This is a genomic window from Archangium violaceum Cb vi76, assembly GCF_000733295.1.
Taxonomy (GTDB): Bacteria; Myxococcota; Myxococcia; order Myxococcales; family Myxococcaceae; genus Archangium; species Archangium violaceum.
Genome location: NZ_JPMI01000075.1, coordinates 46,175 through 67,635 on the forward strand (window position 1 = coordinate 46,175; position 21,461 = coordinate 67,635).

Sequence of the window (21,461 nt, forward strand, 5' to 3'; positions counted from 1 at the left end):
TGGCGGTGAGGCTGTAGTTCCTCTATCCAGGGGGAGGAGGGGAGTAGTCGAAGAGACGGAAGAGATCGGCGGGAGAGGTGTCGGCCGTCAGGTCGAGCTGTGCGCTGGCGCCCTTGTCACAGAAGTGGAGGCGCTCGGCCGAGGGGACGAAGGAGCGGACCCAGAGAGCGAACTCGGCGACATCGCGGAGGTCGCCGTCCAAGGCAATGCCCGAGCCATCGCGGCGCAGAGCGCCCTCCAGCCTGGAGTGGACCATGGGAAGCGTGAACTCGAAGCGGTCGAGACTCCCGGGGCCCGTGTCCTCCTCGAGCGTGGCGTTGGACCAGCGTGTCAGCAGCCGGTGTTTGAAGTCCCGGGCGGAGAAACGCCAGCCCGAGAGCATGACGAGGAAGTAGTTCACTCCTCCGAGTTCTCCATCGCATCCAACTCTTCGATGGAGGGGAAGCGGATGAAGACCCACTCACCGTCGCGCATGCGTGTGACGTTGTGGCGAGTACCCGCGATGACAATGACCGCCTCATAGGGCACAGCCACCTGGGCCCGCAGCCAGGCCAGGGCCTCATCCCTGGTGCCGAAGGAACGTAGGGGCTTCGGCCAGGCTTCTTCTGTGTTGAAAACCCTGACGTACTCCCAGAAATCCTTCATCCGGCCGATGTGCTGGACGAAGTGAAGCGCCAGTGCTGCGGTCTTGATGGTGGCGACCGTCTCCGGCTCGTGCGCGTGCTGTTCGTCCAGCGTTCCGAGGGAGTTCATGAGGTCTTCCAGCTTGGAATCCATGCTCCCCGCATACATGGCGGAACATCGACGAGCTGCTGAAGGACGGGCCCATCGACCTCGTCTGTTTCACCGGCGATGTGGCCGACTGGGGCAAGCCCGAGGAGTACGGGCCCGCCACCGATTTCATCCAAGCGCTTCTCGAGCGCCTCTCCCTTCCTGTCGAGCGACTCTTCCTCGTCCCTGGCAACCACGACATCGACCGCACGCAGGGCAAGAGCGCCTGGTCGAAGCTGAGAGGCAAGAAGGGTCTGCTCTTCCAGGTGAATCCGCTCGACCTGTCGCGCTGGATGGCGGGAGGACGGCCACCGCTCGGTCTGGAAAAGGTCAAGCGCGAGGTGGCTCTCCCGGCAGGGTGCCTATCGCGAGTGGGTCTCCACGAAGCTGGGGCGGAAGGAGCTCGTCCCGTCCGAGAAGTCGCCCCACCCCTTCCTGGGCTACCGCCAGACACTCCGGCTTCCAGGCCAGCCATTCGACATGCATATCGTGGGCCTCGACTCCGCGTGGCTCGCGGGCGATGACGACGACAAGGGGAAGTTGCTCCTCACGACGAACCAGGTAGGGCGGCTGACCACCGATGCCCAAGGGGAGCGCCTGTCGGGCTTCCGCCTCGCCCTTGTCCACCACCCTGGGGGACGTGCGGTCGCGGGCGGTGGCGATGGGGAAGGTGGCGGACATCCTCCAGGCAAGAGGGGAGATGGAGGAGGCGCTGAGGATACGGCGGGAGGAGGAGTTGCCCGTCTACGAGCGGCTGGGGGACGTGCGGTCGTTGCTGGTTGGCCGCGCCAATCTGGCGCTGCTCTACTTGCAGCGAGGTCGACCAGAAGACCGGAACCTGGCCGCCGAGCTTCTTCGGCTGGCGCTAACGTCAGCGGAAGCCCTCCGGCTTCCCGAAGCCGTACAGATTCGGGATATCCAACGTCACTTTGGCCTGTAGAGGCTCGGAACCCGAGTTGCACGGGTGTGAATGCGGCGGTGCCTATTCCGCGAGTTGGATTCGAAAGGCTACCGGCAGGGTCACGTATGGAATAGGATGCACCGGGCATGCATGTCCGCCCTCCCGCCCTGGTCTCCAGGGTCGTTGTCGTGCTTCTGGCCCTCCTGCTGCCACATGTCACGCAGGCGGATCCGTCATCGTGGCGCCCCATCGTGCTCTCCGAGCTACCACCGGGCCACATGGCCGAAATCCGGGTCGCCGCCGACGTTCCCACGTTGGTGCGCTTCGAATCCGAGCTCGATCCGGCGGGGACGCGGCTCCAAGAGCAGAACTCGTCTCCCTTCGAGTCGCTGGACGTCTCCGGTCGCTTGTTGTTGCTCCACCCCTCGGCCAGCGCATGGCTCCTGCCACGCATGCACCTTCAGGTCCGTCGGATGGACGGCACGAGCCTGATCCTCGTGCTCGTCCCCAGTCCTCCCGCCCTGGCGGATGCGCAGGTGGACGTCTTCCTCCACCCGTTCTCACCCGGGGCGCTGCGGGCTGCTCTGGAGAGGGTGGGCGCCGAGCATGAGGCGCTGAAGCTCCAGTACGCTTCGTCCCAGGCCGAACTCGCGCGTTATCGCGATGACGAGTTCAATGCCGATGTCGCCATCGCGGTGTTGCTGCTCGACGACGAAGCTTCCTCCCATCTGGTGAAGGACAACGTCCTCGAGGTCAAGAACGCGGATGTGCGGGCAAGTGCCTGGTTCGTGCGTCTCGCCGGGCGCTCGGCCTACGTCTTCCTCGTGATGAACCGCCACCGCACGGAGAACTGGACTCTGGGGCAGGGGTTGATTCTCAACGACAGGACCCGGGAGTCTCTCCCCGTCATCGTCCGGGCCCGTCCATCCATCATTCCACCCGGCGGAAGTGGGCGTGTCGTGCTCGTCACTCGAACTCCGCCCTCGGCGGGCAAGGCACGCTATGAAGTCCAACTCCAGGGGCCGGACGGTCCCAGATGGCAGCTCTGCTATTATGGGGCGGAGCTCTGAGCTTCGCGGGCCAGGGCTTCATTCCCCACAGAGGTTCATGGACATGTCCCCGAGGAGAAGGCTTTACCTGCTCGCACTGGGAGCCCTGGCGTTTCTTTTCACCGCCTGCTCCGGTGTCCGCTTGCGGCCCGATGGAACTCCCGAGCCTCAGGACTGCCCACGTGAGGCCCTCGACGCCATGGCTCGGCTGGGAATCCATCCCAAGGACTCCCTCACGGTGCTCGTGGATGAGCGGTGGGGCGATCGCGGCGCGACACGGCTGGAGGAGGGTCCTGTCGTCGGCTACCTGGACTCGTCCCATGAGCAACTGCCCGAGAGGACCCGGCTGTTCGGGCAGGTCTGGACAGCGGGAGAGATGGTCACCGTGAGGTATTACGAGGCCGAGGTTCCTGGGCGGAGCCGGATGCCTTTCTGTGCCGAGGTCGACGACAGTGGTGGGCAGGTGAAGGATCCGTCATCGCCCCGAGGCGTGGCCATCATCCAGGACAATGTCGCCAATGCGAGGGTGGTCGCGCGTTATGGCGAGGTCGATCCTTCCCGGCCGAAAGGCCGGTTGTACATCTACGGGGACGTCGAGGAATTGCCGCCGGATGTGCGGGATTCGTTGAAGAAGTGAGGCTGTTTGGGTGCAATGCCCTCCGCGGAATGAAACCCAGGTCGACCACAAAACGCCCAAGGCCAAGGGCGGCTCTGGCGATGTGGACAATGCCCAGGTGCTCTGTAGGGACTACAACCTCAAGAAGGGGAGCAAGGAGCCACAGAAGGAGGAAACGCCATGACTTCATCCAGCGCGGATGGACGGATCAAGGTCGTCGTCAAGCTGGAGAAAGATGAAGACGACTACCCTCCCGTTGACTACGAGGGGCTGTGGGCGCTCCCCATTGGCGAGGGGTTGTTCCAGATTGACAACGTTCCCTTCTTCGCCAGGGGCATCGCCCATGGCGACATCGTTTCCGCTACGTTCGAGCAGCAGGAGCTTCGTTTCCGGGATGTCGTGCGCCCCTCGGGCCACAGCACCCTTCGCCTCATCATCTATGACGAGAAGGACATTCCTTCCGTCAGGGCTCTGCTCGAGGAGATGGGTTGCTCCATTGAGCAAAGCCACATCCCGGGGCTGATCTCCGTGGACGTTCCCCCCACTGTCTCCCTGGCGGTGTTGAGGACGTCCCTGGACGAAGGCGAGGCCCAGGAGCGATGGGGTTACGAAGAGGCCTGTCTCGCCTCGATTTGACCCCATCGGCTCATGGTTTCACCGGGTGCATCCCATTGCGTGGTCGCGCACGATGGCGAGAGCGATTCCTTCCGGCTGCCGGGGCGGGTATCTACCGGAACGTCGATGAGCTGCCGCAGGATGTGCGGGATTCGTTGAAGTCTCCTGAGCAGCGAACGCGGCTCGCGAGGCCTGGCTCGAACGGATGCTGTCCCGCAGGTGAGTCCTGGACCTGCCGCCGTCACTCTCCGGGGTCGAGCACTTCCATCAGGGCCTGCCCGTTGGTCAGGTCGAGCAGCGCGGTCTGGAAGGACTCCACGCGGGTGACGGGGAGTAGGAGTTGATAGCCCACGGTGGCGGAGTACTCCTCGGAGACGACTTCCGCCTCGTGGGCCGGGAGCATCCGGCGGAAGCCGTCGACGCTCGCGTACTCGATTTCCACGGAGAGGCGGGCCTTGCTCACGCGCTCGGTGGTGGGCAGGTGCTCGAGTCCCTGCTGGACGCAGCCGGTATAGGCCCGTACCAGCCCACCCTTGCCCAGGAGCGTTCCGCCGAAGTAGCGGGTGACGACGACGGCCACGTCTCCCACCTTGCCGTGGAGCAAGGCCGTCAGCATCGGCCGGCCCGCGGTCCCGTGCGGCTCGCCGTCATCGCTCATCCCCGCCATGCCCGTGGAGCCGGGAGGGCCCACCACGTACGCCCAGCAGTTGTGGTTGGCGTCGGGGAACTCCTCGCGGACGCGGGCGATGAACGCCTTGGCCTCCTCCACTGTGGGCGCGGGCGCCACCGTGGTGATGAAGCGGCTGCGCTCGATCTCCTGCTCCACCCGGTGGAGACGTGCCGGGATGGGGTAACGCGAGTTCTTCGCCATGGACCCGCTTTCTTGGCAGTGTCGGGGCTTTTGTTCCAACTACTTCGGGAGCTGAGAAGTGAAGCCATGCCCACGGTGACTCGACTGATGCGTGGTACCAAACCCTCTGGGCCCATCATGGCGGAGCGCCGGTTCGAGAGCACGGGTGGCTCTGGTCCGCGTGCCTCCATCCGTGTCCGTGCACCGGCCAGGGATTCGCGAACCGGTCACTACAGGTGCACCGTGGAGTGGGTCCACTCGGGGGAGAAGGAGCTGTTCGAACTCTGGGGAATCGACTCGCTGCAGGCGCTGCAACTCGCCATCCGAGCTGCCGGAGACCTGGTGAATGGGGGCGAGGAGGCGCTCCAGTGGGTGGGGAGTGATGAGGGCTACCTGGGATTTCCCAGGACATATCCCGGGTTTCTTCCCAAGGCGCTGCTGCGCAAGCTGGACCGGATGATCGACCGGGAGCTCCTCGCCCATACGCGCAAGAGCGAAGCGGAGCGCAAGCGGCGGCAGCGGGCCCGCGCCGCGCTGCCGTAAAGGCTCCGCGGGAAGAGCGTGAGCTTGTGGCTCTGGCTGCACCACCTCCCAGCGCTGCTCGCGCCGTGCGATGTCCCGCCTCAGGTGATTCCTCCAGCGGAGGCTTCTATGCCGGGGTTGACGAGAGGCCCTCGCGCACCTCGTCCGCGAGCGCCGGGTCGTCCGCGTCGTCGGCAAGCCACTCGGGCAAGCGCGCCAGCACCTGTCGCAGCAGGTCGTTCCACCCGGCCAGCTCCGCGTCCTCCATCAGGCCGAGCCCGTGCAGGAATCCTCCCCAGGGCCGCAGCGCCAGGGCCGTGGCGGCATGGACATGCGGATGCAGGTAGCGCCTCTCGGAGCCCTCGCTCGCCCACTCCTCCAGCGTGTCCCGCGCGGGCAACAACAGGTTCGTGCTCCGGGCCTCCTGCCCGCGCCTGGGCACTCCCTTGAGTGGGCCCTCGGGCAGCAGCCATCCCAGCTCCGGATGGATGAGCTGGGTGCGCCCTCGCGGCCAGCCCCACCGCGTCAGCAACTCCCACTCGAAGGCCATCATCAGCGCCCACTGCTCCTGGCGCCGCTCCCCTCGCCGCATCCCGGCGAGCCCCTCGCGCGTGCCCCGCCAGGGCTCCCGGCCCGTGCGCCGCGTCAGGGCCTCGTGAATCCACCGCGAATTGGGACGCAGCTCCTCGAAGGGCGCCAGCTTCTCGCGCAGCCGCTCCGGGGGCAGCTCCGGTTCCTCCAGCAGCGCGGCATCCAGCGCCGTGAGTATGGCCCGGGTGCCGCGTTGCTCCAGGGCCGCGGGCAACAGGGACTCGTGACTCGTCTCCTCCCAGGCCCTCAGGAGGGCGGGGTGGGTTTGCTTCACGAGGCCCCGGTAGAGGCACCACTCGGCACGCGCCTGGAGGATGGAGTCGCGCGGCGCCCGTTCCGCCAGCGTGGCCAGGGCCGCGCCGACATCCTTGCCCGGCAGCCGCAAGGCGAGCGCCACGCGCCAGGCGAGCACCCAGGGCTCGGCGTCATGCACCTCTGGCGCGTGCTCCTTCCAGGCGTCGAGCACGCCCTCCAGCTCCGCGAACCGGCCGGCCTCCTCGAGCACCTCCGCCAGATGCATGCTGAGCTCGAAGGCCAGGTCCACGTCGAAGTCCGGCTGGGCGGCGGCCTCGCGGGCCAGGACGAGCTTCTCGTCGAGCGGGGCCTTCGCGAGCGGGCCCAGGAAGGGAGCCTCGGGCACCGCGGGCTTCTCCAACTCCGCGGGAGGTGGGGCCTCCGGGAGGCCGAGCCGCTTCCACAGCTCCCGGGCCGCCGCGCGGGGCAGTTCCTTGAAGGGACCGGTGCCTTTCCACTCGCGCGTCCACCGGTTCTCCAGGGCCCAGACCTGCTCCTCGGAGGACACCCGCCGCAGCTGCTCCTCGTCCACGGTGGCGCCGTAGTGGCGCAGTGTCCCGAGGAGGGCCTCGGTGGAGTAGGCCGCCAGTCCCCGCTCCCGCCAGTGCCTGTCCAGTCGCTCGTTTCCCATGCGCGGCCAGCATGGACATGACCGCGCGGGTTGTCACGGGGTTCCTACCGGAAATGTAGGGAACATCCCACGTCTGGACGGCTCAGTGGATCCGCAGGGTCAGCTTGCCCAGGTGGTGCTGGAGCACCTCCTTCTGCGCCCGGGCGGCCTCCTCCATCGCGTACACGTGGCCGATCTCCAGGTGGAACGGCCCCGCTTCGATGAGCTCGTTGAGCCGCTCCAGCGTCTTCTGGTTGGGGACGCCGTCGTAGGCGATGAGCTCGACGCCCTCGGGGCCCCGCGGTACTGGCTCCACGCCATTCGGGTGGGCGATGCGGCCGCCCTGACGCACGTGCTTCAGCGCGCTCAGGCAGCGGTCATTGCATGCCAGCACCAGCGCCGCGTCGAGCCCCTCCGGTGCGAAGTCGCGGCAGGCCTTCTCCACATCCCCGTGGTGCCCCTCGACGACCGCCTCCGCGCCGAGCCGGCGGGCCAGCTCCACCCCGTCCTCGCCCGAGGCCACCGCCAGCACCCGGGCGCCCAGCCGGCGGGCGAGCTGCAGCGCGATGTGTCCCACTCCTCCGCTGGCGCCGAAGATGAGCAGGCGTTGTCCCTTCTGGAGCCTCAAGTGCTCCTCGAGCCCTTGCAGCCCGGTGAGGCCATCCGCCGCCAGCGCCGCCGCCTGTTCCACCTTCATTCCCTTGGGAATCCGCGCCGCGTGCTTCTCCTTCGCCACGACGAATTCCGCGTAGAAGCCTCCCTTGGGGCTCAGGAACGCGGCGGCGTAGACGCGGTCCCCCACCTTGAAGCGCCGCACGTTCTTCCCCACGGACACCACCTCTCCCGCGCCGTCCGTGCCGGGCACGTAGGGGAAGTGGGGCTCTCCTTGCATCATCTCCGCCATCTCCCCTTCCCGCTCCAGGGCATCCCAGACGGCCACGCCCGCCACCTCGACGCGGATGAGGATTTCATCGTCCCCGCACGTGGGCACGGGCACGGTCTTGATGCCGAGGACCTCCGGGCCGCCGAAGCGATCCAGCGCCGCGGCCTTCATCTTCTCGGGAATGGAGGGGGCCATGGTGGACTCCTTTGGGTGAAGCCGGTTCACGCGGAGGATGGGCACTCTCCAAGGCCCTGTCAGGGCTCGGCCCGCCGCACGGTGGGCAAGGGTTGCATCCACGGGCGCCCGGTGAAGCGGCAGCCCCGTCAGGAGAGGTTCTGCGCGGTGTTGATGAGGGCCACGTGGCTGAAGGCCTGTGGGAAGTTGCCCAACTGCCGTTTCGTGCGCGGGTCGTACTCCTCGGCGAGCAGGCCCACGTCATTGCACAGCGACAGCAGCCGCTCGAAAATGGTGCGCGCCTCGTCCATACGGCCCAGCAGAATGAGCGCGTCCGCGAGCCAGAAGGAGCACGCCAGGAATGACCCCTCGCCCGGTGGCAGTCCGTCCTCCGAGCGGTGCGTGTCATAGCGGCGCACCAGCCCGCCCTCGCACAGCTCGCGCTGGATGGCGTCCACCGTGCCCACCACGCGCGGATCCTCCGGCGGCAGGAAGCCGAGCTGCGGAATGAGCAGCAGCGCCGCGTCCAGCTCCTTGCCCCCGTAGGCCTGGACGAAGCTGCCCCGGCTGGCGTCATAGCCGCGCTCGCACACCTGGGCGTGGATGCGCGCGCGCAGCTCCCTCCAGCGCTCGAGGGGCGCGGGCAGGCGGAACTCCTCGGCCGTCCGCAGTGCCCGGTCCACCGCCACCCACGCCATCACCTTCGAGTGGGTGAAATGTTGCGGCGGGCCGCGTACCTCCCAGATGCCCTCGTCCGTGCGCTCCCAGTTGGACTCGAGGAAGTCGAGCAGGTGCCGCTGCAACTCCCAGCCCTCCTCACGCGGCGGCACCCCCGAGCGCCGGGCCATGTGCAGGCAGTCGAGCACCTCGCCGTAGACGTCGAGCTGGAACTGGCACACGGCCGCGTTGCCCAGGCGCACGGGGCTCGCGCCCTGGTAGCCCGGGAGCCAGGGCAGCTCCTGCTCGGTGAGGCGGCGCTCGCCGGAAACGCCATACATGATTTGAAGCTCCCGGGGCTCGCCGGCCACGGCGCGCAGGAGCCAGTCGCGCCAGGCCTGGGCCTCCTCCCGGTAGCCCGCATCCAGCAGGGCGAGCAGCGTGAAGGTGGCATCGCGCAGCCAGCAGTAGCGGTAGTCCCAGTTGCGCACGCCGCCGAGCGCCTCGGGCAGCGACGTGGTGGGCGCGGCGACGATGCCGCCCGTGGGCGAGTAGGTGAGGGCCTTGAGGACGATGAGGGAGCGCAGCACCTGCTCGCGCCAGGGGCCCTCATAGGTGCAGTGCGAGGACCACTCGCGCCACCACGCCTCGGTGTGCTCCGCGGCGGTGGCCGGGTCGATGCTCGGGGGCGCGGGCTCGTGCGAGGGGTGCCAGGCGAGGAGGAAGCGGGCGCGCTCGCCAGCGGAGAGGGAGAAGTCCGCGCGCAAGGTGGCGTCCTCGTTGCGCGGGCGGACATCGGACAGGAGGGTGAGGGCATCGGGCCCGGCCATGGCGGAGAAGCGGCCGTCGATGGCGTGGACCCAGGGGGTGCGGCCGCCGTAGCCGAAGCGGATGACGAGCTCCATGCGGACGGAGACGTGGCCCTGGAGGCACACGGCCTCGCGCACCAGGTCCGGCTCGCGGCCGCGCGGGGGCATGCAGTCGACGACGCGCAGGGTGCCGGTATCCGTCTCGAAGTCCGTCTCGAGGACGAGGGTGCCGGGGCGGTAGCGGCGTTGGACGCGGCGGATGCCTCCCGAGGGGGCGAGCAGCCAGCGGCCATGCTCCTCGGAGCCCAGGAGGGCGGCGAAGCAGGCATCGGCGTCGAAGCGCGGCAGGCACAGCCAGTCGATGGAGCCATCCTTCCCCACCAGGGCGGCGCTCTGGGTGTCGCCGATGAGGGCGTAGTCTTCGATGGGGAGGGGCATGTCACTCGAATTGGGAGACGACGGTGAAGGGGACGCTCTTGGGCAGGGTGATGGCACGGTCGGTGGTGCCGGCCTCGGCGTGGATGCCGCCCGGAGCCTCCGCGCCGAGCACGAGGCACACGGGGTAGCTCTCTCCATCGGGCAGGTTCGCCCGGGTGTAGCGGACCTGGACCTTGCCGGTGTTCATCCAGAGCTCGCCCGCGACGAGCGTGCCCGCGGGCAGGTCGCCCACGGCGCTCTCCAGGCGGCTCGTCACCTGGCCCTGACGGTAGACGCCGTAGTCGTTGGGGCCTCCCGGCTGGGAGGCCTCGAGCTGTAGGGAGCCCTGCTGGCCCGGCTCCAGGCCCAGCTTCTTCATGAGCGTGACGGTGCCGGGGGCGCAGGTCAGCCGGGGCGCCTTCGTCTTCTCCTTGTCGATGTCGAACGTGACACACGCGGTGAGGGCGAGGGTGCTCGCGGCGATGAGGCAGGGCTTCAGGGATGAAGGCATGGGGGACCGGGTGTGTCAGGCGGGGGTGACGGGCCTCCGATGAGGAGTCCAGTCCCGGTGGTCCCAGACGAGCGACAGCGCGGTGACGAGCAGGCCCACGATGACGTCGTTGAGGGTGGCGGCGCGGTAGCCGCCGAAGCCCAGGAGGAACGGGGAGAGGATGAGCCACACGCCGAGCAGGGTGTTGGCGTAGCGCAGCTTGGGGACGGCGATGGCCGCGAGGGCCAGCAACATGACGCCCAGCCCCACGCACAGGTCATTCAACTCCGCTTCCTGGAGCCGGTAATCGAGCACGAAGGGCGCGGACACCAGCCAGAAGCCCAGGATGACGTTCAACCAGCGAGCCCACATTCGCCGCTCCTCCGGACGTTTGAAACGTTGACGGGTTCAAGGTGGGGAGAGAGGGGCACCGGGTGCAACCGGGAGCGCTGTCTCGGAGGGCGGGCGTGCACTCGCGAGCCCTTCCTCCTGCTCGCATGGGGGCACGGACGCGGTGACGAGCCCGAAGAGCAGGCATTGGACAGCGAGCCACCGGCGCTCGGCGGGAGACCAGGTGTGCGGGGGTGGAGTGACGCGCAGGCGCGGAAAGGAGAGCCACTCGAAGAGCCACACGCCTCCACCGAGCACGAGGCCGTGGACGGGACCCGGGAGCATGGGCCGGAGCCAGCCGCCGAGTACTCCGAGCGTGGGCCCGTAGAGCCAGCGCATGACGAGTCCCCACCGTTGAGCCTCCCGGGGACGCAGCCGCACGCCGAACCATGCGCGAGCCGCCCGCCTGGCGATGTGGCGCACCGAGTAGGGAGGCGGACGTCCGAGCAGGGCGTCGCGGAGGGGTTCGGAGGCGGTGAGGGCGAGGGTCCCGAGCACACCCGCGCCGAGAGCTCGAAAAATACGCCTGTTCGCCTGCTCGCTCACGGTCACCTCCGCGCCCACTCGCGTGAGATGCGCATCCATCCCCTCGCGCATCCATCCCCTCGCGCATCCATCCCCCCGCGCATCCTTCCACCCGCGCATCCTTCCACCCGCGCATCCTTCCCCTCGCCCTCCGGGAGAGGGACGGGGTGAGGGTATCGGAGACCCCGGGTTCAGCCCGTCAGGACCCGCTCCGGATCTCTTCTCGCTCTGTTGGCTTCTGTCCGGATGTGCGAATGCACACCGTGTCATTCGATTCCCGTGGGAGCATATCGGGACCAGGCTGCCCACGTTCACGGGCTGGAAGACAGTGACGGGTACCCTCACCCCGTCCCTCTCCCGAGGGGAGAGGGGAAATTGGGGAAACAGGAGACACGCGATGCCCCAGTACGACTTCGACTTGTTCACGATTGGCGCGGGCTCGGGCGGGGTGGCGGCGAGCCGCAGAGCGGGCTCGTACGGCGCTCGCGTGGCCATCTGCGAGGACAACCGCATCGGCGGCACGTGTGTGCACCGCGGTTGTGTCCCCAAGAAGCTGCTCGTCTACGGCGCCCACTTCCACTCGGAGTTCGAGGACGCCGCGGGCTACGGCTGGTCGGTCTCGGAGCCCGGCTTCGACTGGAAGAAGCTCCAGGCGGCGAAGGACAAGGAACTGGAGCGGCTCGACGGGGTCTACCGGCGGCTGCTGAAGGACTCGGGGGTGCAGCTCCTCGAGGGCCGGGGCCGGGTGGTGGATGGGCACACGGTGGAAGTGAATGGCCAGCGCTACACGGCCGAGCGCATCCTGGTGGCCACGGGCTCCCATCCCTTCCTCCCCGAGGTGCCAGGCATCGAGCACGCCATCACCTCGGACGGAGCGCTGGGGCTGGGCGAGGTGCCGCGGCGGCTGGCCATCGTGGGCGGGGGCTACATCGGGGTGGAGTTCGCGGGCATCTTCAACGCGCTGGGCGCGAAGGTGATGATGCTCATCCGGGGCGACACGGTGCTGCGCGGCTTCGATGACGACATCCGGGCGATGCTCACGCAGGAGATGCGCAAGAAGGGCATCGACATCCGGCCGGAAACCTTCGTCCGGGACATCGAGAAGCGGGCGGACGGGACGTTGAGCCTGCTGACGCGGATGGGGGACACGCTCGAGGTGGACGCGGTGCTGTACGCGACGGGGCGGGTGCCGAACACGAAGGGGCTGGGCCTGGGGGAGGTGGGTGTGCGGCTGGACGCGCGGGGCGCGGTGGAGGTGGACGAGTGGTCTCGCACGAGCGTGGAGAGCGTCTACGCGGTGGGAGACGTGACGGACCGCCTCAACCTCACGCCGGTGGCGATCGCCGAGGGCCGGGCATTGGCGGAGACGCTCTTCCACGACAACCCGACGAAGATGGACCACACGGGGGTGGCGTCGGCGGTGTTCAGCCAGCCGCCGGTGGGGACGGTGGGGTGTACGGAGCTCGAGGCGCGTGAGCGTTACGGCAAGGTGGACGTGTACGTGTCCAACTTCCGGCCGATGAAGCACACGCTGAGCGGGAGGGACGAGCGGACGATGATGAAGGTCATCGTCGAGCGCGAGAGCGGGAAGGTCTTGGGCTTCCACATGGTGGGAGCGGACGCGCCCGAAATCATCCAGGGGATGTCGGTGGCGCTGAAGTGTGGGGTGACGAAGAAGCAGTTGGACGCGACGGTGGGCATCCACCCGACGGCGGCCGAGGAGTTCGTGACGATGAGGGACAAGCGGCCGGATCCGGTGGAGGAGGCGGCGAAGGAGCTCGGCCACGACGCCCATCAAGGCTGACACGCCAGACACACACGGCATCGCGGAGACCCACCGTGCCCCCCACCCTCTCCCTCTGGGCGAGGGAAAGGGCGGGGGTCTCCACCCCCGTGCTCAGTTCCTCGAAGAAGACCCCGAGCCACCGAAGGTGGAGCCCGCGGTCAACTGAAGGATGCCCGGATAGGTGAGCTGTCCATGGTGCCCGATGATGTACTGGTACACGGGCACGCGGAGATTCAACCCGAGCCGCACGGCCCCCATCGGAAACGCGAGGCCCGCGCCGACGAGCACATCGGTGCGGCCGAGGTTGCCATCCTGCTGGACGAGCCCATCCCAGCGTTCGGGCTGCTCGTTGACGACATCGGCGCTCGCCATGAAGCGCAGGGCGCCGAGGACAGGACCCTCGGCGGAGACACCGGCGGCGAAGCGATTGCCACCCTGATATCCGAACCGGTTCTCCACGAGGGACAGCTGCGCCTGGCCCCACAGCCGGGTGCCCCAGCTTCCCCAGGTGCGCGAGGCCTCCAGGCCGAGCAACGGCTGCACGGTGCCGGTGCCGAACTGCACATGCTGATGGGGCAGTCCCTGGGCGCCGAGGGCGAACGGATTCTCCACCGTCCCGCCCAGGGGAACGGTCACCCCCAGACGTGCCGCCACGCCCACGTCGCCGAGCCGCCACGCATAGCGCCCCATGAGCCACGGGTCTCCGAGGCCGAACAGCGTCTCGTCGCGGTGGTGGATGTTCTCGTAGTCGAGCGTCAGGGGCGTGCCATCGAGCGTGGTGAAGCGCACGGTGGTGGCACTCAGCCGCAGGGGCAGTTGCACCTCCACGCCCAGCGCATCGGTGATTCCATGCTCCAGCGTGGCGCGCAGCTCGGCGATGGTGAAGTCCTGGTCATGGAGCTGGGGCGGCTCATCCCGCAGCTGGCAGATGGGGCCGATGTCCGGGCACTCGGACGGATGCACCACACGGACGGACGTGGCGAGGGTGGACAGGAAGACGCCGGTCTCTCCGGCGCGCAGGGTGGACAGGGTATTCCTCCCGACCGGGAGGTTGGGATTGCTTCAACCCGCGCAGGCGGCGGCGCGGTTGGGAATGGCGAGCCCCCACAGGCCCACGGCGATGGGCACCCATCTCATCGCGCACCCGCCTCGGCCAGGGCGGCCTCCAGCGCGGCGGGGTCGAACCCCTTCACGGCGCGCACGAGCTTCCCGTCCTTCCCATACACGACGAGGTACGGGAGGTTCTCCACCTGCCCGAGGTGGCGCTTCGCGAGCGGCGAGTCCCACGAGACGACGTTGAGCTTGCGGTAGGCGATGTCCTGGCGCGTGTTGAGCAGGGGGAACATGTGGGCATCCACCTTGCGGCAGGGCGGGCACCAGTCGGCGTAGAAGTCGAAGACGGTGACCTTGCCGGGCACGGCGTGGGAGGCGAGCTCGGGCACGTCCTCGCCCTCGTGGGAGAGCTTCACCAGGTCCGCGCCGGGGGCGAGCTCGGGCAGGGGCTCGAAGGACAGGTCCGGGTGGCAGGTGAAGCACTGGGACTCGGGGACGCCGTGCTCCCCGCACCAGTCCTTCGCGGCCTGGAAGCGGGGGGCGAGCTCGGGGTGGCAGCGGGTGCAGTTCTCCTGGGGAACGCGGTGCTCGCAGAAGGCGGCGTCCTGGGAGGAGGCGACGCTCAGCGAGCTGAGGTTGCCGTGGGGGGAGGGGGTGGTGGCGCATCCGGTGGCGGCGAGGCCACCCAGGACGCACAGGGTCTTCATCAGGCGCATGATTCAGCTCCTCCGCGAGGGCTTCGGGCCCGGGCGGAAAGGAATGGGTCGAACGGAATCCGAGACAGGGTGAGGGATTGGAATCCCCCAGGTTCCCGGGCGCTAACCCCCCGGAAACCCGAACCCGGAAATAAAAGAAGAAAGGGGAAGTTGAATTTCAGCCACGGGGAGGCTGGAATACGTCACGCGCGTGCGGCCGGAGGGACGGAGGAAGGGGTTCCGTCCATCCATCGGGCACGTGTTGCGGCCAGGCCGGTGGCGGCGAGGGGGCTTCCACGGGCAGGGGGGACACCATGCGGCCACAGGGGCAAGCCAGGCAGGTGGCGGGGCACGGCATGGTGCTCTCGCAGCAGTCCTCGCAGGACGCGTCCTCCGCCGCGCATGCGGCCGTCGCGCCCAACAGCAGGACGAGGGCGAGTGCGAGCAGGGTGGACAGGGCGCGCCGCATGGGGGGAATCCACACGTATCGTCATCCGCGGGGGGCGGCAAGCCTCGCGCCGGGAACATCCGGCTTCGTCAGGTTGTCAGGTCTTCAGTCGTCCCTGGCCGCGTTCCCGCCAGGCAATGGGCAGGTCCCCGTCTCTCCGATGGGAGGGGCGCGATGAAGGCGTCCGTCCGCCGGAAGTACAGGTCAGGGGGCCGTGCCAGAAAGGGGGTGCCTCATGAAGGACAGCAAGAGTGGAACATTGCAATCCTCAAGGATTGAGGATACCATGCCGGCCATGGAGTCCTGGGACCAGGACGGGGGAGGGATGATGGAGCTCACACTGGGGTACTTCCAGGTCGACGGCTCGCAGCTGGACGAGGGCTGCGAGGACGGGCTCTCGCTGTCGCGCCGCTCGGTCCTCACCGAGAAGCTCCTCCCGGCCCGCTGGACGCCGGTGCCGCGCAAGCGGGAGCGACGGGGGGGCACCCAGGAGCCCTCCTTCGCGTCCGTGTCCCTGCCGGTCTGACCGGTTCCTGTCACGAGCGTGCAACCTCAATCCTTCAGGTTGCAATCCGGGGATTCCCCGTTAGTCTCCGGCTCCATGGACACTCCGATTTCAGCCCGGACCGCCATCTTGATGTCGCTGATCGGCGGAAGGGGCTTCGGGCTGGAGATCATCGAGAGGGTCCGCGAGAGGTCGAACGGGAAGATCCACCTGAACGAGGGGTCGGTGTACCCGGCGCTCAAGGCGCTGGAGAGGGAGGGGTTGTTGCGCAGCTTCGATGGAGAGCCCCTGCCCGAAAGAGGCGGACGCCCGAGGCGGTACTACGAGTTGACGGGAGAAGGGCGGAAGGTGGCGAGGGAGCAGCGTACGGCCCTGCTCGGCCTGCTGCAGACGGTGGAGGCATTCTGAGATGAACGTCATGAACGTCCAGCACCCGCTTGACCCCCGGCAGGCGTTCCCCCTGCTGAGCGCCTTTGGGATGGAAGGGGACGTGGAGGACGGGCTCACGGACTCGCACCGGCCCGTCCTGGCCGCGGACCTCTGCCGGAAGGCACCGGAGCGCCCGCTCGAGCCCCAGGAGTCCGAGCAGGAGGACGGCCCCTGGGTGGACCCCGTGTGCCCACCACACCCGGTGGTGCGGCGGGTGGAGGGCTTCCTCGGGCGGTGGGGCCGGTGGTCCAGCGCGCGCGTGGCCAACGAGGAGCTGGGGGATGCCCTGGAGCTCATCCACAAGTTGGCCGCCGTCGGCGTGCCGGGGTGGATGCTCTACGCGCAGGCGGGCGTGGCCGCCTTCTGGGCGCTCGTCCACACGGTGCAGGATGCCGCCCTCCGGCTCACCCGGCGGCAGCGGGTGGAGCGCTAACCCTTCACCAGGTTCTTCATCACGAACCAGACGTTGGCGGGGCGCTCGGCGAGCCGGCGCATGAAGTACGGGTACCAGTGCTTGCCGTAGGGCACGTAGACGCGCACCGGGTGGCCCTCGGCCACCAGCCGCTCCTGCAAATCCCTCCGGATGCCATAGAGCATCTGGAACTCGAAGGCGCCGCGCGGCAGCCCCTTCTTCCGGGCATACGCGAGCGTCTCCTGAATCATGCGCTCATCGTGCGTGGCGATGCCGTGGTACAGCCCGCTGTCGAGCAGGATGCGCATGACGCGCAGGAAGTTCTCATCCACGTCCCGCTTGTCCTGGAAGGCGATGCCGGGCCCCTCCAGGTAGGCGCCCTTGCACAGGCGGATGCGGATGCGCTCGGCGCACAGGGCGCGGGCATCGGCCTCGGTGCGGTAGAGGTAGCTCTGCAGCACCGCGCCCACGTGCGGCTCGCCGAACTCCCGGTGCAGCGCGCGCACCACGTCCAGCGTGGCCTGCGTCACCTCGCCCTGCTCCATGTCCACGCGGACGAACGAGCCGCGCCGCTTCGCGTCGGCCACCACCTCGCGCGCGTTGCGCAGCGCCAGCTCCGGCTCGAAGAGCAGCCCGCACTGGGTCAGCTTCAGGGACACGTTGCCCCGGACGTCCAGTTGGTCGATGCGCGCCAGCAACCGCTGGTACTCGCGCACCTCGGCGAGCGTCTCGTCCGCGTCGCGCACCGCCTCGTTGAGGTGATCGAAGGAGACGGTGAGCCCGCGCGCGTTGAGCTCCTTCACGGCGGAGACGGCCTCCTCCAGGGTTTCGCCGGCGATGAAGCGGCGGGCGATGCGGCGCAGGGCGGGGACTCCGGTGGCGACATCCTTCAATCCCTCGCGGCGCGAGAGGAACATGAGTGCGGCGCGGGAGAGCTGGGTGGCCTGGTCCATGGGTGTCCTATCGGCGTCCTATCGGTGGTCTACGAATCGTGTTGGGCGAGGAAGTCGCCGACGAAGGCGTTGAAGGCGTCGGTGTGGCTCATGTAGGGCAGGTGGCTGGCCTCGCGGATGACCTCCAGGCGCGAGCCGGGGATGCGCGCGGCCACGTCCCGGGCATACGAGAGGGGCACGAGCAAATCCCGGGCGCCGTGGATGATGAGGGTGGGCACGCGCAGGTGCTCGAGGTCATCCAGGTAGTCCGCGGCGAGGATGTCCTCCAGCCGCCGCAGCAGCTCCAGGGGCGAGAGGCGGCGTGCCTCGCGGACGATTTCGGCCCGGCCCTCGGCGGGCAGGTGACGGCCGCCCAGCACCCGCGCCACGGTGGGGGCGAAGAGGTATGCGAAGGGTTTGGGCATGCGCACCAGCGTGGACAGGGCCAGGGCCCAGCGCCGCACGCGTTGCACGCTGGCCACCGGGGAGACGAGCACCAGCGCCTTGAGGCGCTCGGGGTGGGCCAGCGCATAGGCGATGGAGATGAGGCTGCCGAAGGACGAGCCCACCAGGGCGAAGCGCTCGGGGAGCCGCGCGTCCGGGTGAGTCAAGGCGGCGAGGTTCCACTGCAGCGGCGTGTGCGTCAGGGGCGTCTGCGGCGTCGGGGTCCACAGGAGGAGCCGCCGCTCGGCGGCCAGGGGCCGCATGGGCGCGAACGAGCGTCCCGAGGCTCCCAGTCCGGGCAGACACAGCACGGTGCGGGACTCGTCGAGGCTGCCTCCGGGGAAGGTGAAGAGCCGCACCGGGTGACCGCGCACCGGGCGCTGCTCGAAGGCCAATTCATAGCCCTGTTGAATCTCCTCCGGCTCGGGGACGAGTCGCGGTGGGGCGGGAAGGATGGCTTCACGCATGGCAGGCTCGGATGAGGAGGTGGTGCACCACCGAGGCGATCCGGTCACGAAAGTGTTTCAACCGGGACTCGGGTGCATCCGCCGGGGGCGGCTTCAGGGCGGGACCCACGGCGAAAGTCATTTTGACGGGCAGTGGGAGCGGTCCCAGACCCACCCCCAAGGGCACCCGGTATTTTTCACCGGGTGCGAGTGGAACACACCAACGCTCGTCATCGGGACAGAGGAAGGTGCCGTCCACGCCGAAGCCGGCGAAGGGGACGATGGGGACGCCCGCCCGGGCGGCCAGCCGGACGAAGCCCACCGTTCCTTCCCACCGCAGCGTGTAATGGTGGCGGGGCTTCTTGAATGTCTCCCACGCGCCGCCCGGATAACAGACGACGAGGTGTCCCTGTCTCAATGAGGCAAGGGCATTGTCCCGGGTGCCCTCAACGCCTCCCAACCAGGGCAGAACGGTTCTCACCAGGGGGACTTTGAAGAAGCCTCGCTCGGCCAGTCCCAGGGGGTAGCGGCCTGTAGCGCGATGTATCAAATGAAAGAAAGCAGGCGTTTCATAACCCCAGAGGCCGTGATTGCCCACGAGCAGGACGGGGCCGCGGGCGGGCAGGTGCTCGGCGCCCAGCAGGCGGGCGCGGTGGTAGAGGACGGAGAGCGCCGCGCCCGTCTCGGCGAAGCGGAAGACAGCCCGGCGCAGGGGGTTCAGGGTCGCATCCACGGGGTGGGAAGATGGAGATGCCCCGCCCGGATGACAGAGTGCCTCCGCCCGCCCGCCTGCCTCTCCTGCCCGCCTGGCATTGTTCGGACGCTGGAAGAACCAGGCAACCGCCACGGGGGTTCAACACCTGTCAGGAAGGCGGGAGGGCCCGGGGAGCGGGCGGCCTCCGGGCCCGGTGGTTGTCCGCCTCCGGTGGGGTGGCGATGGTTGTGGGGCCATGGGGCCTTTCGAGATGTTGTCAGGGAAGCAGAGGGAACTGCTGGCGTGCTTCGAGGCGCTGGCACCGGGTGAGGATGGGCTTCCACCGCCAGGGCGGGTGGAGGAGATGCTCGAGGAGCTCTGGCTGCATGTGCGGCTCACCGAGCGTCACCTGCAACCCCTGGTGGTGAGGGTGGAAGGACAGGCGAGGGCCCTCCAGGAGGCCGAGCTCCTCCTGGCCATGCATGAGCTGATGGCCGAGCTGGAGTGGTTTCCCCGGGGCAGCCTCGAGTGGCAGGTGCGGTTGATGGCCCTGGAGGACGCGGCACTGGCCCATGTCCGCTCGCTGGAGCTCCAACTCTTTCCCCGGTTCGCCGAGGCGCTCGATGCACGCGAACAGTCGGACCTCGTCCGGGATGTAGCGGCCACACGCGAGGAATTGTGGATGGAAATGCGGCGCTCCCAGTCCGTGTTCCGGGCGTTGGATCAGACCGATGCCTGTCTGATTTGACGCTGAACGTGTTTTCAGTGTGGGAGGGGTTGCTGACTACAATCTTCACGTCAGACGCAATCTTTATTTATTTTTGAGTGACAACTCGTGTATTGGTGGCGTTATGTCTGGGCGGCTGTTGAATAGAACAGGCCCTTGAACACAACCCCGAGATGGACCGGCTCGCCCCCCGAGACGGCCATCGAGAGAGGATACACGAGCATGTCGGTCGACAAGGCATTCCGGGAGATGGTGCGTAACGAGATCGAGTCGCAGCTCAAGCCGCTGCGCGACCTGGTGTCGCGGCTGGAGGCGGGCACGGCGGATCTCGACCGTCTCCGCACGGTGGCGGAGCAGCTGGCTCCCCTGGCGGGCGCGGTGGGCCCCCTGTTCGGCGTGAGCGCTGGCAGCCGCGGTGGCGCGGCGCCGGCCCGCCGGGGTCCGGGCCGTCCGGCTCGCGCGGCTTCGGCTCCCGCCGCGGCGTCCGGTGGCAAGAAGCGCGGCCGCAAGCCGGCCGCCGAGGGGGGGGCCCGCGATTGCGCCATCAAGGGCTGCGGCAAGCCCAGCCGCACCAAGGGGTACTGCGCCGCGCACTACCAGAAGCTGCGCATGCTGGAGAAGACCAACCGCCGCCCGAACAACTGGGTGGACTACGCCGAGCCCAACAGCGTCGAGGACATCAAGCTGCCGCGTGGCCGCGCCGCCGCCAAGGCGCTCGCCGAGGCCAAGAACGCGGGCTGAGCCGCACCCTGGCAGGGCTGGAGTCGAATCGGGCCCTCTCCTTTCTCCTTGGAGGGGGTCCGGTTCTTGCGGGCCCGTGGCGGGCCCGCCATTGTTGGCCATCATGAACAAGCGCGAGCTGGAACCCGGAATCTTCACCGACCTGGCCGGACGGACCACGTACGGCGATTACCTGCAGCTGGACCGTCTGTTGTCCGCGCAGGTGCCCCGCTCGCAGCCGCCGCACCATGATGAGCTGCTGTTCATCATCCAGCATCAGACGAGCGAGCTGTGGATGAAGCTGCTCGTCCACGAGCTGATGGCGGTCATCCGTTACATCCAGGCGGACCACCTGGAGCCGTCGTTCAAAATCTTTTCCCGGGTGGGCCACATCCAGCGGATGCTCTTCGAGCAGTGGAGCGTGCTGGAGACGCTCACGCCCAATGAGTACCTCGAGTTCCGCGGCGCGCTGGGGCAGGCCTCGGGCTTCCAGAGCCACCAGTACCGCGCGCTGGAGTTCCTGCTCGGCCACAAGGACGCGCACGCGTTGGGGCCCTTCCGGCACATGCCGGGCGTCCACGCGCAGCTCGAGCTCCTCCTGCAATCGCCTGGTGTGTATGACGAGTTCCTGCGTCACCTGTCGCGCCAGGGCCACGCCGTGCCGGCGGACCGGGTGGAGCGCGACTGGCGCGAGCCGTATGAGAAGAGCGCGGCGGTGATGGAGGTGTTCCGCCACATCTACGAGGCGCCCGAGAAGCACTGGGATGCGTACGAGATGTGCGAGAAGCTGGTGGACGTGGAGGAGCGTTTCCAGCTCTGGCGTTACCGGCACATGATGACGGTGATGCGAGTCATCGGTTTCAAGCAGGGCACCGGCGGCTCCTCGGGCGTGGGCTTCCTGCGCAAGGCGTTGGACCTGCGCTTCTTCCCCGAGCTCTGGGACGTGCGCACCGAGCTCGCTCCCCCGGCGGGCAGGTAGGGCGTCCCGCGCGGCTGCCCCGGGCGG

The 21,461-nt window shown here is 68.4% G+C and carries 28 protein-coding genes; 14 read left to right on the plus strand and 14 right to left on the minus strand.

All coding sequences use genetic code 11. The features are described 5' to 3' along the window. Positions 1 to 22: 22 nt before the first annotated feature. Together Q664_RS11640 and Q664_RS11645 are read right to left on the minus strand one after the other, a co-directional pair. Positions 23 to 400 carry a hypothetical protein gene (locus Q664_RS11640; protein ID WP_043393629.1) on the minus strand — a complete coding sequence of 126 codons (378 nt, stop codon included), beginning with the start codon at positions 398 to 400 and terminating at the stop codon, positions 23 to 25. Continuing rightward, positions 397 to 777 carry a hypothetical protein gene (locus Q664_RS11645; RefSeq protein WP_075207412.1) on the minus strand — a complete coding sequence of 127 codons (381 nt, stop codon included), beginning with the start codon at positions 775 to 777 and terminating at the stop codon, positions 397 to 399. Before Q664_RS11645 ends, Q664_RS11640 begins: the two co-directional genes overlap by 4 nt. 50 nt (positions 778 to 827) lie before the next feature. Between Q664_RS11645 and Q664_RS54715 the strand changes: the two genes are divergently transcribed. The 6 genes from Q664_RS54715 to Q664_RS11665 all read left to right on the plus strand — a co-directional run bounded on the left by Q664_RS54715 (position 828) and on the right by Q664_RS11665 (position 3,973). Then, positions 828 to 1,295 (plus strand): metallophosphoesterase, encoded by a 468-nt coding sequence (locus tag Q664_RS54715; protein WP_235216666.1) that lies wholly within the window; start codon positions 828 to 830, stop codon positions 1,293 to 1,295. A gap of 95 nt (positions 1,296 to 1,390) precedes the next feature. Beyond that, complete coding sequence (locus Q664_RS62125) at positions 1,391 to 1,711, plus strand: hypothetical protein (RefSeq protein ID WP_200883693.1); 321 nt, start codon at positions 1,391 to 1,393, stop codon at positions 1,709 to 1,711. A gap of 149 nt (positions 1,712 to 1,860) precedes the next feature. Continuing rightward, entirely contained in the window at positions 1,861 to 2,742 is an 882-nt protein-coding gene (locus Q664_RS11655; protein WP_160174388.1) for a DUF2381 family protein, read from the plus strand. A 178-nt stretch (positions 2,743 to 2,920) separates the two neighbouring features. Next, positions 2,921 to 3,358, plus strand: coding sequence for a hypothetical protein (locus tag Q664_RS11660; RefSeq protein WP_052517970.1), 438 nt, complete (start codon positions 2,921 to 2,923; stop codon positions 3,356 to 3,358). A gap of 10 nt (positions 3,359 to 3,368) precedes the next feature. Further along, complete coding sequence (locus Q664_RS62905) at positions 3,369 to 3,521, plus strand: HNH endonuclease (protein WP_084609758.1); 153 nt, start codon at positions 3,369 to 3,371, stop codon at positions 3,519 to 3,521. Further along, the gene (locus Q664_RS11665; protein ID WP_043393641.1) at positions 3,518 to 3,973 is read left to right on the plus strand and encodes a DUF4265 domain-containing protein; all 456 of its coding nucleotides are present in this window, start codon (positions 3,518 to 3,520) and stop codon (positions 3,971 to 3,973) included. The genes Q664_RS62905 and Q664_RS11665 overlap by 4 nt, the downstream gene beginning before the upstream one ends. A 220-nt stretch (positions 3,974 to 4,193) precedes the next feature. On the opposite strand, the gene Q664_RS11670 is transcribed toward Q664_RS11665, so the two are convergent. After that, entirely contained in the window at positions 4,194 to 4,823 is a 630-nt protein-coding gene (locus tag Q664_RS11670; protein WP_043393643.1) for a YigZ family protein, read from the minus strand. A 117-nt stretch (positions 4,824 to 4,940) separates the two neighbouring features. On the opposite strand from Q664_RS11670, the gene Q664_RS11675 reads away from it, so the two are divergent. Beyond that, positions 4,941 to 5,345: a DUF6968 family protein gene (locus tag Q664_RS11675; protein ID WP_425117417.1), complete on the plus strand. Its 405-nt coding sequence runs from the start codon at positions 4,941 to 4,943 to the stop codon at positions 5,343 to 5,345. Between the two features lie 106 nt (positions 5,346 to 5,451). Here the strand turns inward: Q664_RS11675 and Q664_RS51945 are convergent, their stop codons facing one another. The 6 genes from Q664_RS51945 to Q664_RS11705 form a co-directional block, all read right to left on the minus strand. After that, complete coding sequence (locus tag Q664_RS51945; RefSeq protein ID WP_052517971.1) at positions 5,452 to 6,840, minus strand: hypothetical protein; 1,389 nt, start codon at positions 6,838 to 6,840, stop codon at positions 5,452 to 5,454. Positions 6,841 to 6,922: 82 nt separating this feature from the next. Next, complete coding sequence (locus Q664_RS11685; RefSeq protein WP_200883690.1) at positions 6,923 to 7,897, minus strand: NADP-dependent oxidoreductase; 975 nt, start codon at positions 7,895 to 7,897, stop codon at positions 6,923 to 6,925. Between the two features lie 128 nt (positions 7,898 to 8,025). Next, positions 8,026 to 9,780, minus strand: a complete 1,755-nt coding sequence (locus Q664_RS11690; RefSeq protein WP_043393650.1) for a glycoside hydrolase family 15 protein — start codon at positions 9,778 to 9,780, stop codon at positions 8,026 to 8,028. 1 nt (position 9,781) lies between these two features. Beyond that, a complete protein-coding gene (locus tag Q664_RS11695) occupies positions 9,782 to 10,270 on the minus strand; it encodes a hypothetical protein (protein ID WP_043393652.1) in 489 nt (162 codons plus the stop codon). A 15-nt stretch (positions 10,271 to 10,285) separates the two neighbouring features. Next, a complete protein-coding gene (locus Q664_RS11700; RefSeq protein ID WP_052517972.1) occupies positions 10,286 to 10,621 on the minus strand; it encodes an SPW repeat protein in 336 nt (111 codons plus the stop codon). Between the two features lie 36 nt (positions 10,622 to 10,657). Continuing rightward, positions 10,658 to 11,224, minus strand: a complete 567-nt coding sequence (locus Q664_RS11705) for a hypothetical protein (protein WP_152622042.1) — start codon at positions 11,222 to 11,224, stop codon at positions 10,658 to 10,660. A 337-nt stretch (positions 11,225 to 11,561) separates the two neighbouring features. Between Q664_RS11705 and gor the strand changes: the two genes are divergently transcribed. Further along, positions 11,562 to 12,968 (plus strand): glutathione-disulfide reductase, encoded by a 1,407-nt coding sequence (gor, locus tag Q664_RS11710; RefSeq protein ID WP_043393658.1) that lies wholly within the window; start codon positions 11,562 to 11,564, stop codon positions 12,966 to 12,968. 93 nt (positions 12,969 to 13,061) lie between these two features. Here gor and Q664_RS11715 read toward each other — a convergent pair whose 3' ends face one another. Then, positions 13,062 to 13,913 carry a hypothetical protein gene (locus Q664_RS11715; RefSeq protein WP_152622043.1) on the minus strand — a complete coding sequence of 284 codons (852 nt, stop codon included), beginning with the start codon at positions 13,911 to 13,913 and terminating at the stop codon, positions 13,062 to 13,064. A gap of 170 nt (positions 13,914 to 14,083) precedes the next feature. Continuing rightward, on the minus strand, positions 14,084 to 14,719 hold the full coding sequence (locus Q664_RS51950) for a thioredoxin family protein (protein ID WP_052517973.1): 636 nt from the start codon (positions 14,717 to 14,719) through the stop codon (positions 14,084 to 14,086). Positions 14,720 to 15,432: 713 nt separating this feature from the next. On the opposite strand from Q664_RS51950, the gene Q664_RS11730 reads away from it, so the two are divergent. From Q664_RS11730 to Q664_RS11740, 3 genes are all read left to right on the plus strand, one after another. Then, the gene (locus Q664_RS11730; protein ID WP_043393664.1) at positions 15,433 to 15,672 is read left to right on the plus strand and encodes a hypothetical protein; all 240 of its coding nucleotides are present in this window, start codon (positions 15,433 to 15,435) and stop codon (positions 15,670 to 15,672) included. 111 nt (positions 15,673 to 15,783) lie between these two features. Next, entirely contained in the window at positions 15,784 to 16,059 is a 276-nt protein-coding gene (locus tag Q664_RS11735; protein ID WP_052517974.1) for a PadR family transcriptional regulator, read from the plus strand. A 1-nt stretch (position 16,060) separates the two neighbouring features. Further along, positions 16,061 to 16,513, plus strand: a complete 453-nt coding sequence (locus Q664_RS11740) for a hypothetical protein (RefSeq protein WP_043393668.1) — start codon at positions 16,061 to 16,063, stop codon at positions 16,511 to 16,513. On the opposite strand, the gene Q664_RS11745 is transcribed toward Q664_RS11740, so the two are convergent. Genes Q664_RS11745 through Q664_RS11755 form a run of 3 tightly spaced genes read right to left on the minus strand, consistent with a single transcriptional unit; the run spans position 16,510 to position 19,047 of the window. Then, a complete protein-coding gene (locus Q664_RS11745; protein WP_043393670.1) occupies positions 16,510 to 17,445 on the minus strand; it encodes a proline dehydrogenase family protein in 936 nt (311 codons plus the stop codon). The two genes, Q664_RS11740 and Q664_RS11745, sit on opposite strands and share 4 nt — an antisense overlap. Positions 17,446 to 17,474: 29 nt before the next feature. After that, a complete protein-coding gene (locus tag Q664_RS11750; RefSeq protein ID WP_043393672.1) occupies positions 17,475 to 18,335 on the minus strand; it encodes an alpha/beta fold hydrolase in 861 nt (286 codons plus the stop codon). Continuing rightward, positions 18,328 to 19,047, minus strand: a complete 720-nt coding sequence (locus Q664_RS11755; RefSeq protein WP_043393675.1) for a lysophospholipid acyltransferase family protein — start codon at positions 19,045 to 19,047, stop codon at positions 18,328 to 18,330. The genes Q664_RS11750 and Q664_RS11755 overlap by 8 nt, the downstream gene beginning before the upstream one ends. A gap of 232 nt (positions 19,048 to 19,279) precedes the next feature. On the opposite strand from Q664_RS11755, the gene Q664_RS57615 reads away from it, so the two are divergent. The 3 genes from Q664_RS57615 (at position 19,280) to Q664_RS11770 (ending at position 21,434) form a co-directional block, all read left to right on the plus strand. After that, the gene (locus Q664_RS57615) at positions 19,280 to 19,756 is read left to right on the plus strand and encodes a hemerythrin domain-containing protein (RefSeq protein WP_160174390.1); all 477 of its coding nucleotides are present in this window, start codon (positions 19,280 to 19,282) and stop codon (positions 19,754 to 19,756) included. 201 nt (positions 19,757 to 19,957) lie between these two features. Further along, positions 19,958 to 20,476 carry a hypothetical protein gene (locus tag Q664_RS11765; protein WP_043393677.1) on the plus strand — a complete coding sequence of 173 codons (519 nt, stop codon included), beginning with the start codon at positions 19,958 to 19,960 and terminating at the stop codon, positions 20,474 to 20,476. A 103-nt stretch (positions 20,477 to 20,579) separates the two neighbouring features. Beyond that, complete coding sequence (locus tag Q664_RS11770; protein WP_043393804.1) at positions 20,580 to 21,434, plus strand: tryptophan 2,3-dioxygenase; 855 nt, start codon at positions 20,580 to 20,582, stop codon at positions 21,432 to 21,434. Positions 21,435 to 21,461: the final 27 nt, after the last annotated feature.

Bases quoted from the DNA above. Each gene is read 5' to 3' on its own strand.
- Q664_RS11645 (WP_075207412.1), bottom strand. From the start codon at position 777: ATGGATTCCAAGCTGGAAGACCTCATGAACTCCCTCGGAACGCTGGAC.
- Q664_RS11660 (WP_052517970.1), top strand. From the start codon at position 2,921: ATGGCTCGGCTGGGAATCCATCCCAAGGACTCCCTCACGGTGCTCGTG.
- Q664_RS11665 (WP_043393641.1), top strand. From the start codon at position 3,518: ATGACTTCATCCAGCGCGGATGGACGGATCAAGGTCGTCGTCAAGCTG.
- Q664_RS11670 (WP_043393643.1), bottom strand. From the start codon at position 4,823: ATGGCGAAGAACTCGCGTTACCCCATCCCGGCACGTCTCCACCGGGTG.
- Q664_RS11675 (WP_425117417.1), top strand. From the start codon at position 4,941: ATGGCGGAGCGCCGGTTCGAGAGCACGGGTGGCTCTGGTCCGCGTGCC.
- Q664_RS51945 (WP_052517971.1), bottom strand. From the start codon at position 6,840: ATGGGAAACGAGCGACTGGACAGGCACTGGCGGGAGCGGGGACTGGCG.
- Q664_RS11685 (WP_200883690.1), bottom strand. From the start codon at position 7,897: ATGGCCCCCTCCATTCCCGAGAAGATGAAGGCCGCGGCGCTGGATCGC.
- Q664_RS11690 (WP_043393650.1), bottom strand. From the start codon at position 9,780: ATGCCCCTCCCCATCGAAGACTACGCCCTCATCGGCGACACCCAGAGC.
- Q664_RS11695 (WP_043393652.1), bottom strand. From the start codon at position 10,270: ATGCCTTCATCCCTGAAGCCCTGCCTCATCGCCGCGAGCACCCTCGCC.
- Q664_RS11700 (WP_052517972.1), bottom strand. From the start codon at position 10,621: ATGTGGGCTCGCTGGTTGAACGTCATCCTGGGCTTCTGGCTGGTGTCC.
- Q664_RS11705 (WP_152622042.1), bottom strand. From the start codon at position 11,224: ATGGATGCGCATCTCACGCGAGTGGGCGCGGAGGTGACCGTGAGCGAG.
- gor (WP_043393658.1), top strand. From the start codon at position 11,562: ATGCCCCAGTACGACTTCGACTTGTTCACGATTGGCGCGGGCTCGGGC.
- Q664_RS51950 (WP_052517973.1), bottom strand. From the start codon at position 14,719: ATGCGCCTGATGAAGACCCTGTGCGTCCTGGGTGGCCTCGCCGCCACC.
- Q664_RS11730 (WP_043393664.1), top strand. From the start codon at position 15,433: ATGCCGGCCATGGAGTCCTGGGACCAGGACGGGGGAGGGATGATGGAG.
- Q664_RS11735 (WP_052517974.1), top strand. From the start codon at position 15,784: ATGTCGCTGATCGGCGGAAGGGGCTTCGGGCTGGAGATCATCGAGAGG.
- Q664_RS11740 (WP_043393668.1), top strand. From the start codon at position 16,061: ATGAACGTCATGAACGTCCAGCACCCGCTTGACCCCCGGCAGGCGTTC.
- Q664_RS11745 (WP_043393670.1), bottom strand. From the start codon at position 17,445: ATGGACCAGGCCACCCAGCTCTCCCGCGCCGCACTCATGTTCCTCTCG.
- Q664_RS11750 (WP_043393672.1), bottom strand. From the start codon at position 18,335: ATGCGTGAAGCCATCCTTCCCGCCCCACCGCGACTCGTCCCCGAGCCG.
- Q664_RS57615 (WP_160174390.1), top strand. From the start codon at position 19,280: ATGTTGTCAGGGAAGCAGAGGGAACTGCTGGCGTGCTTCGAGGCGCTG.
- Q664_RS11765 (WP_043393677.1), top strand. From the start codon at position 19,958: ATGTCGGTCGACAAGGCATTCCGGGAGATGGTGCGTAACGAGATCGAG.
- Q664_RS11770 (WP_043393804.1), top strand. From the start codon at position 20,580: ATGAACAAGCGCGAGCTGGAACCCGGAATCTTCACCGACCTGGCCGGA.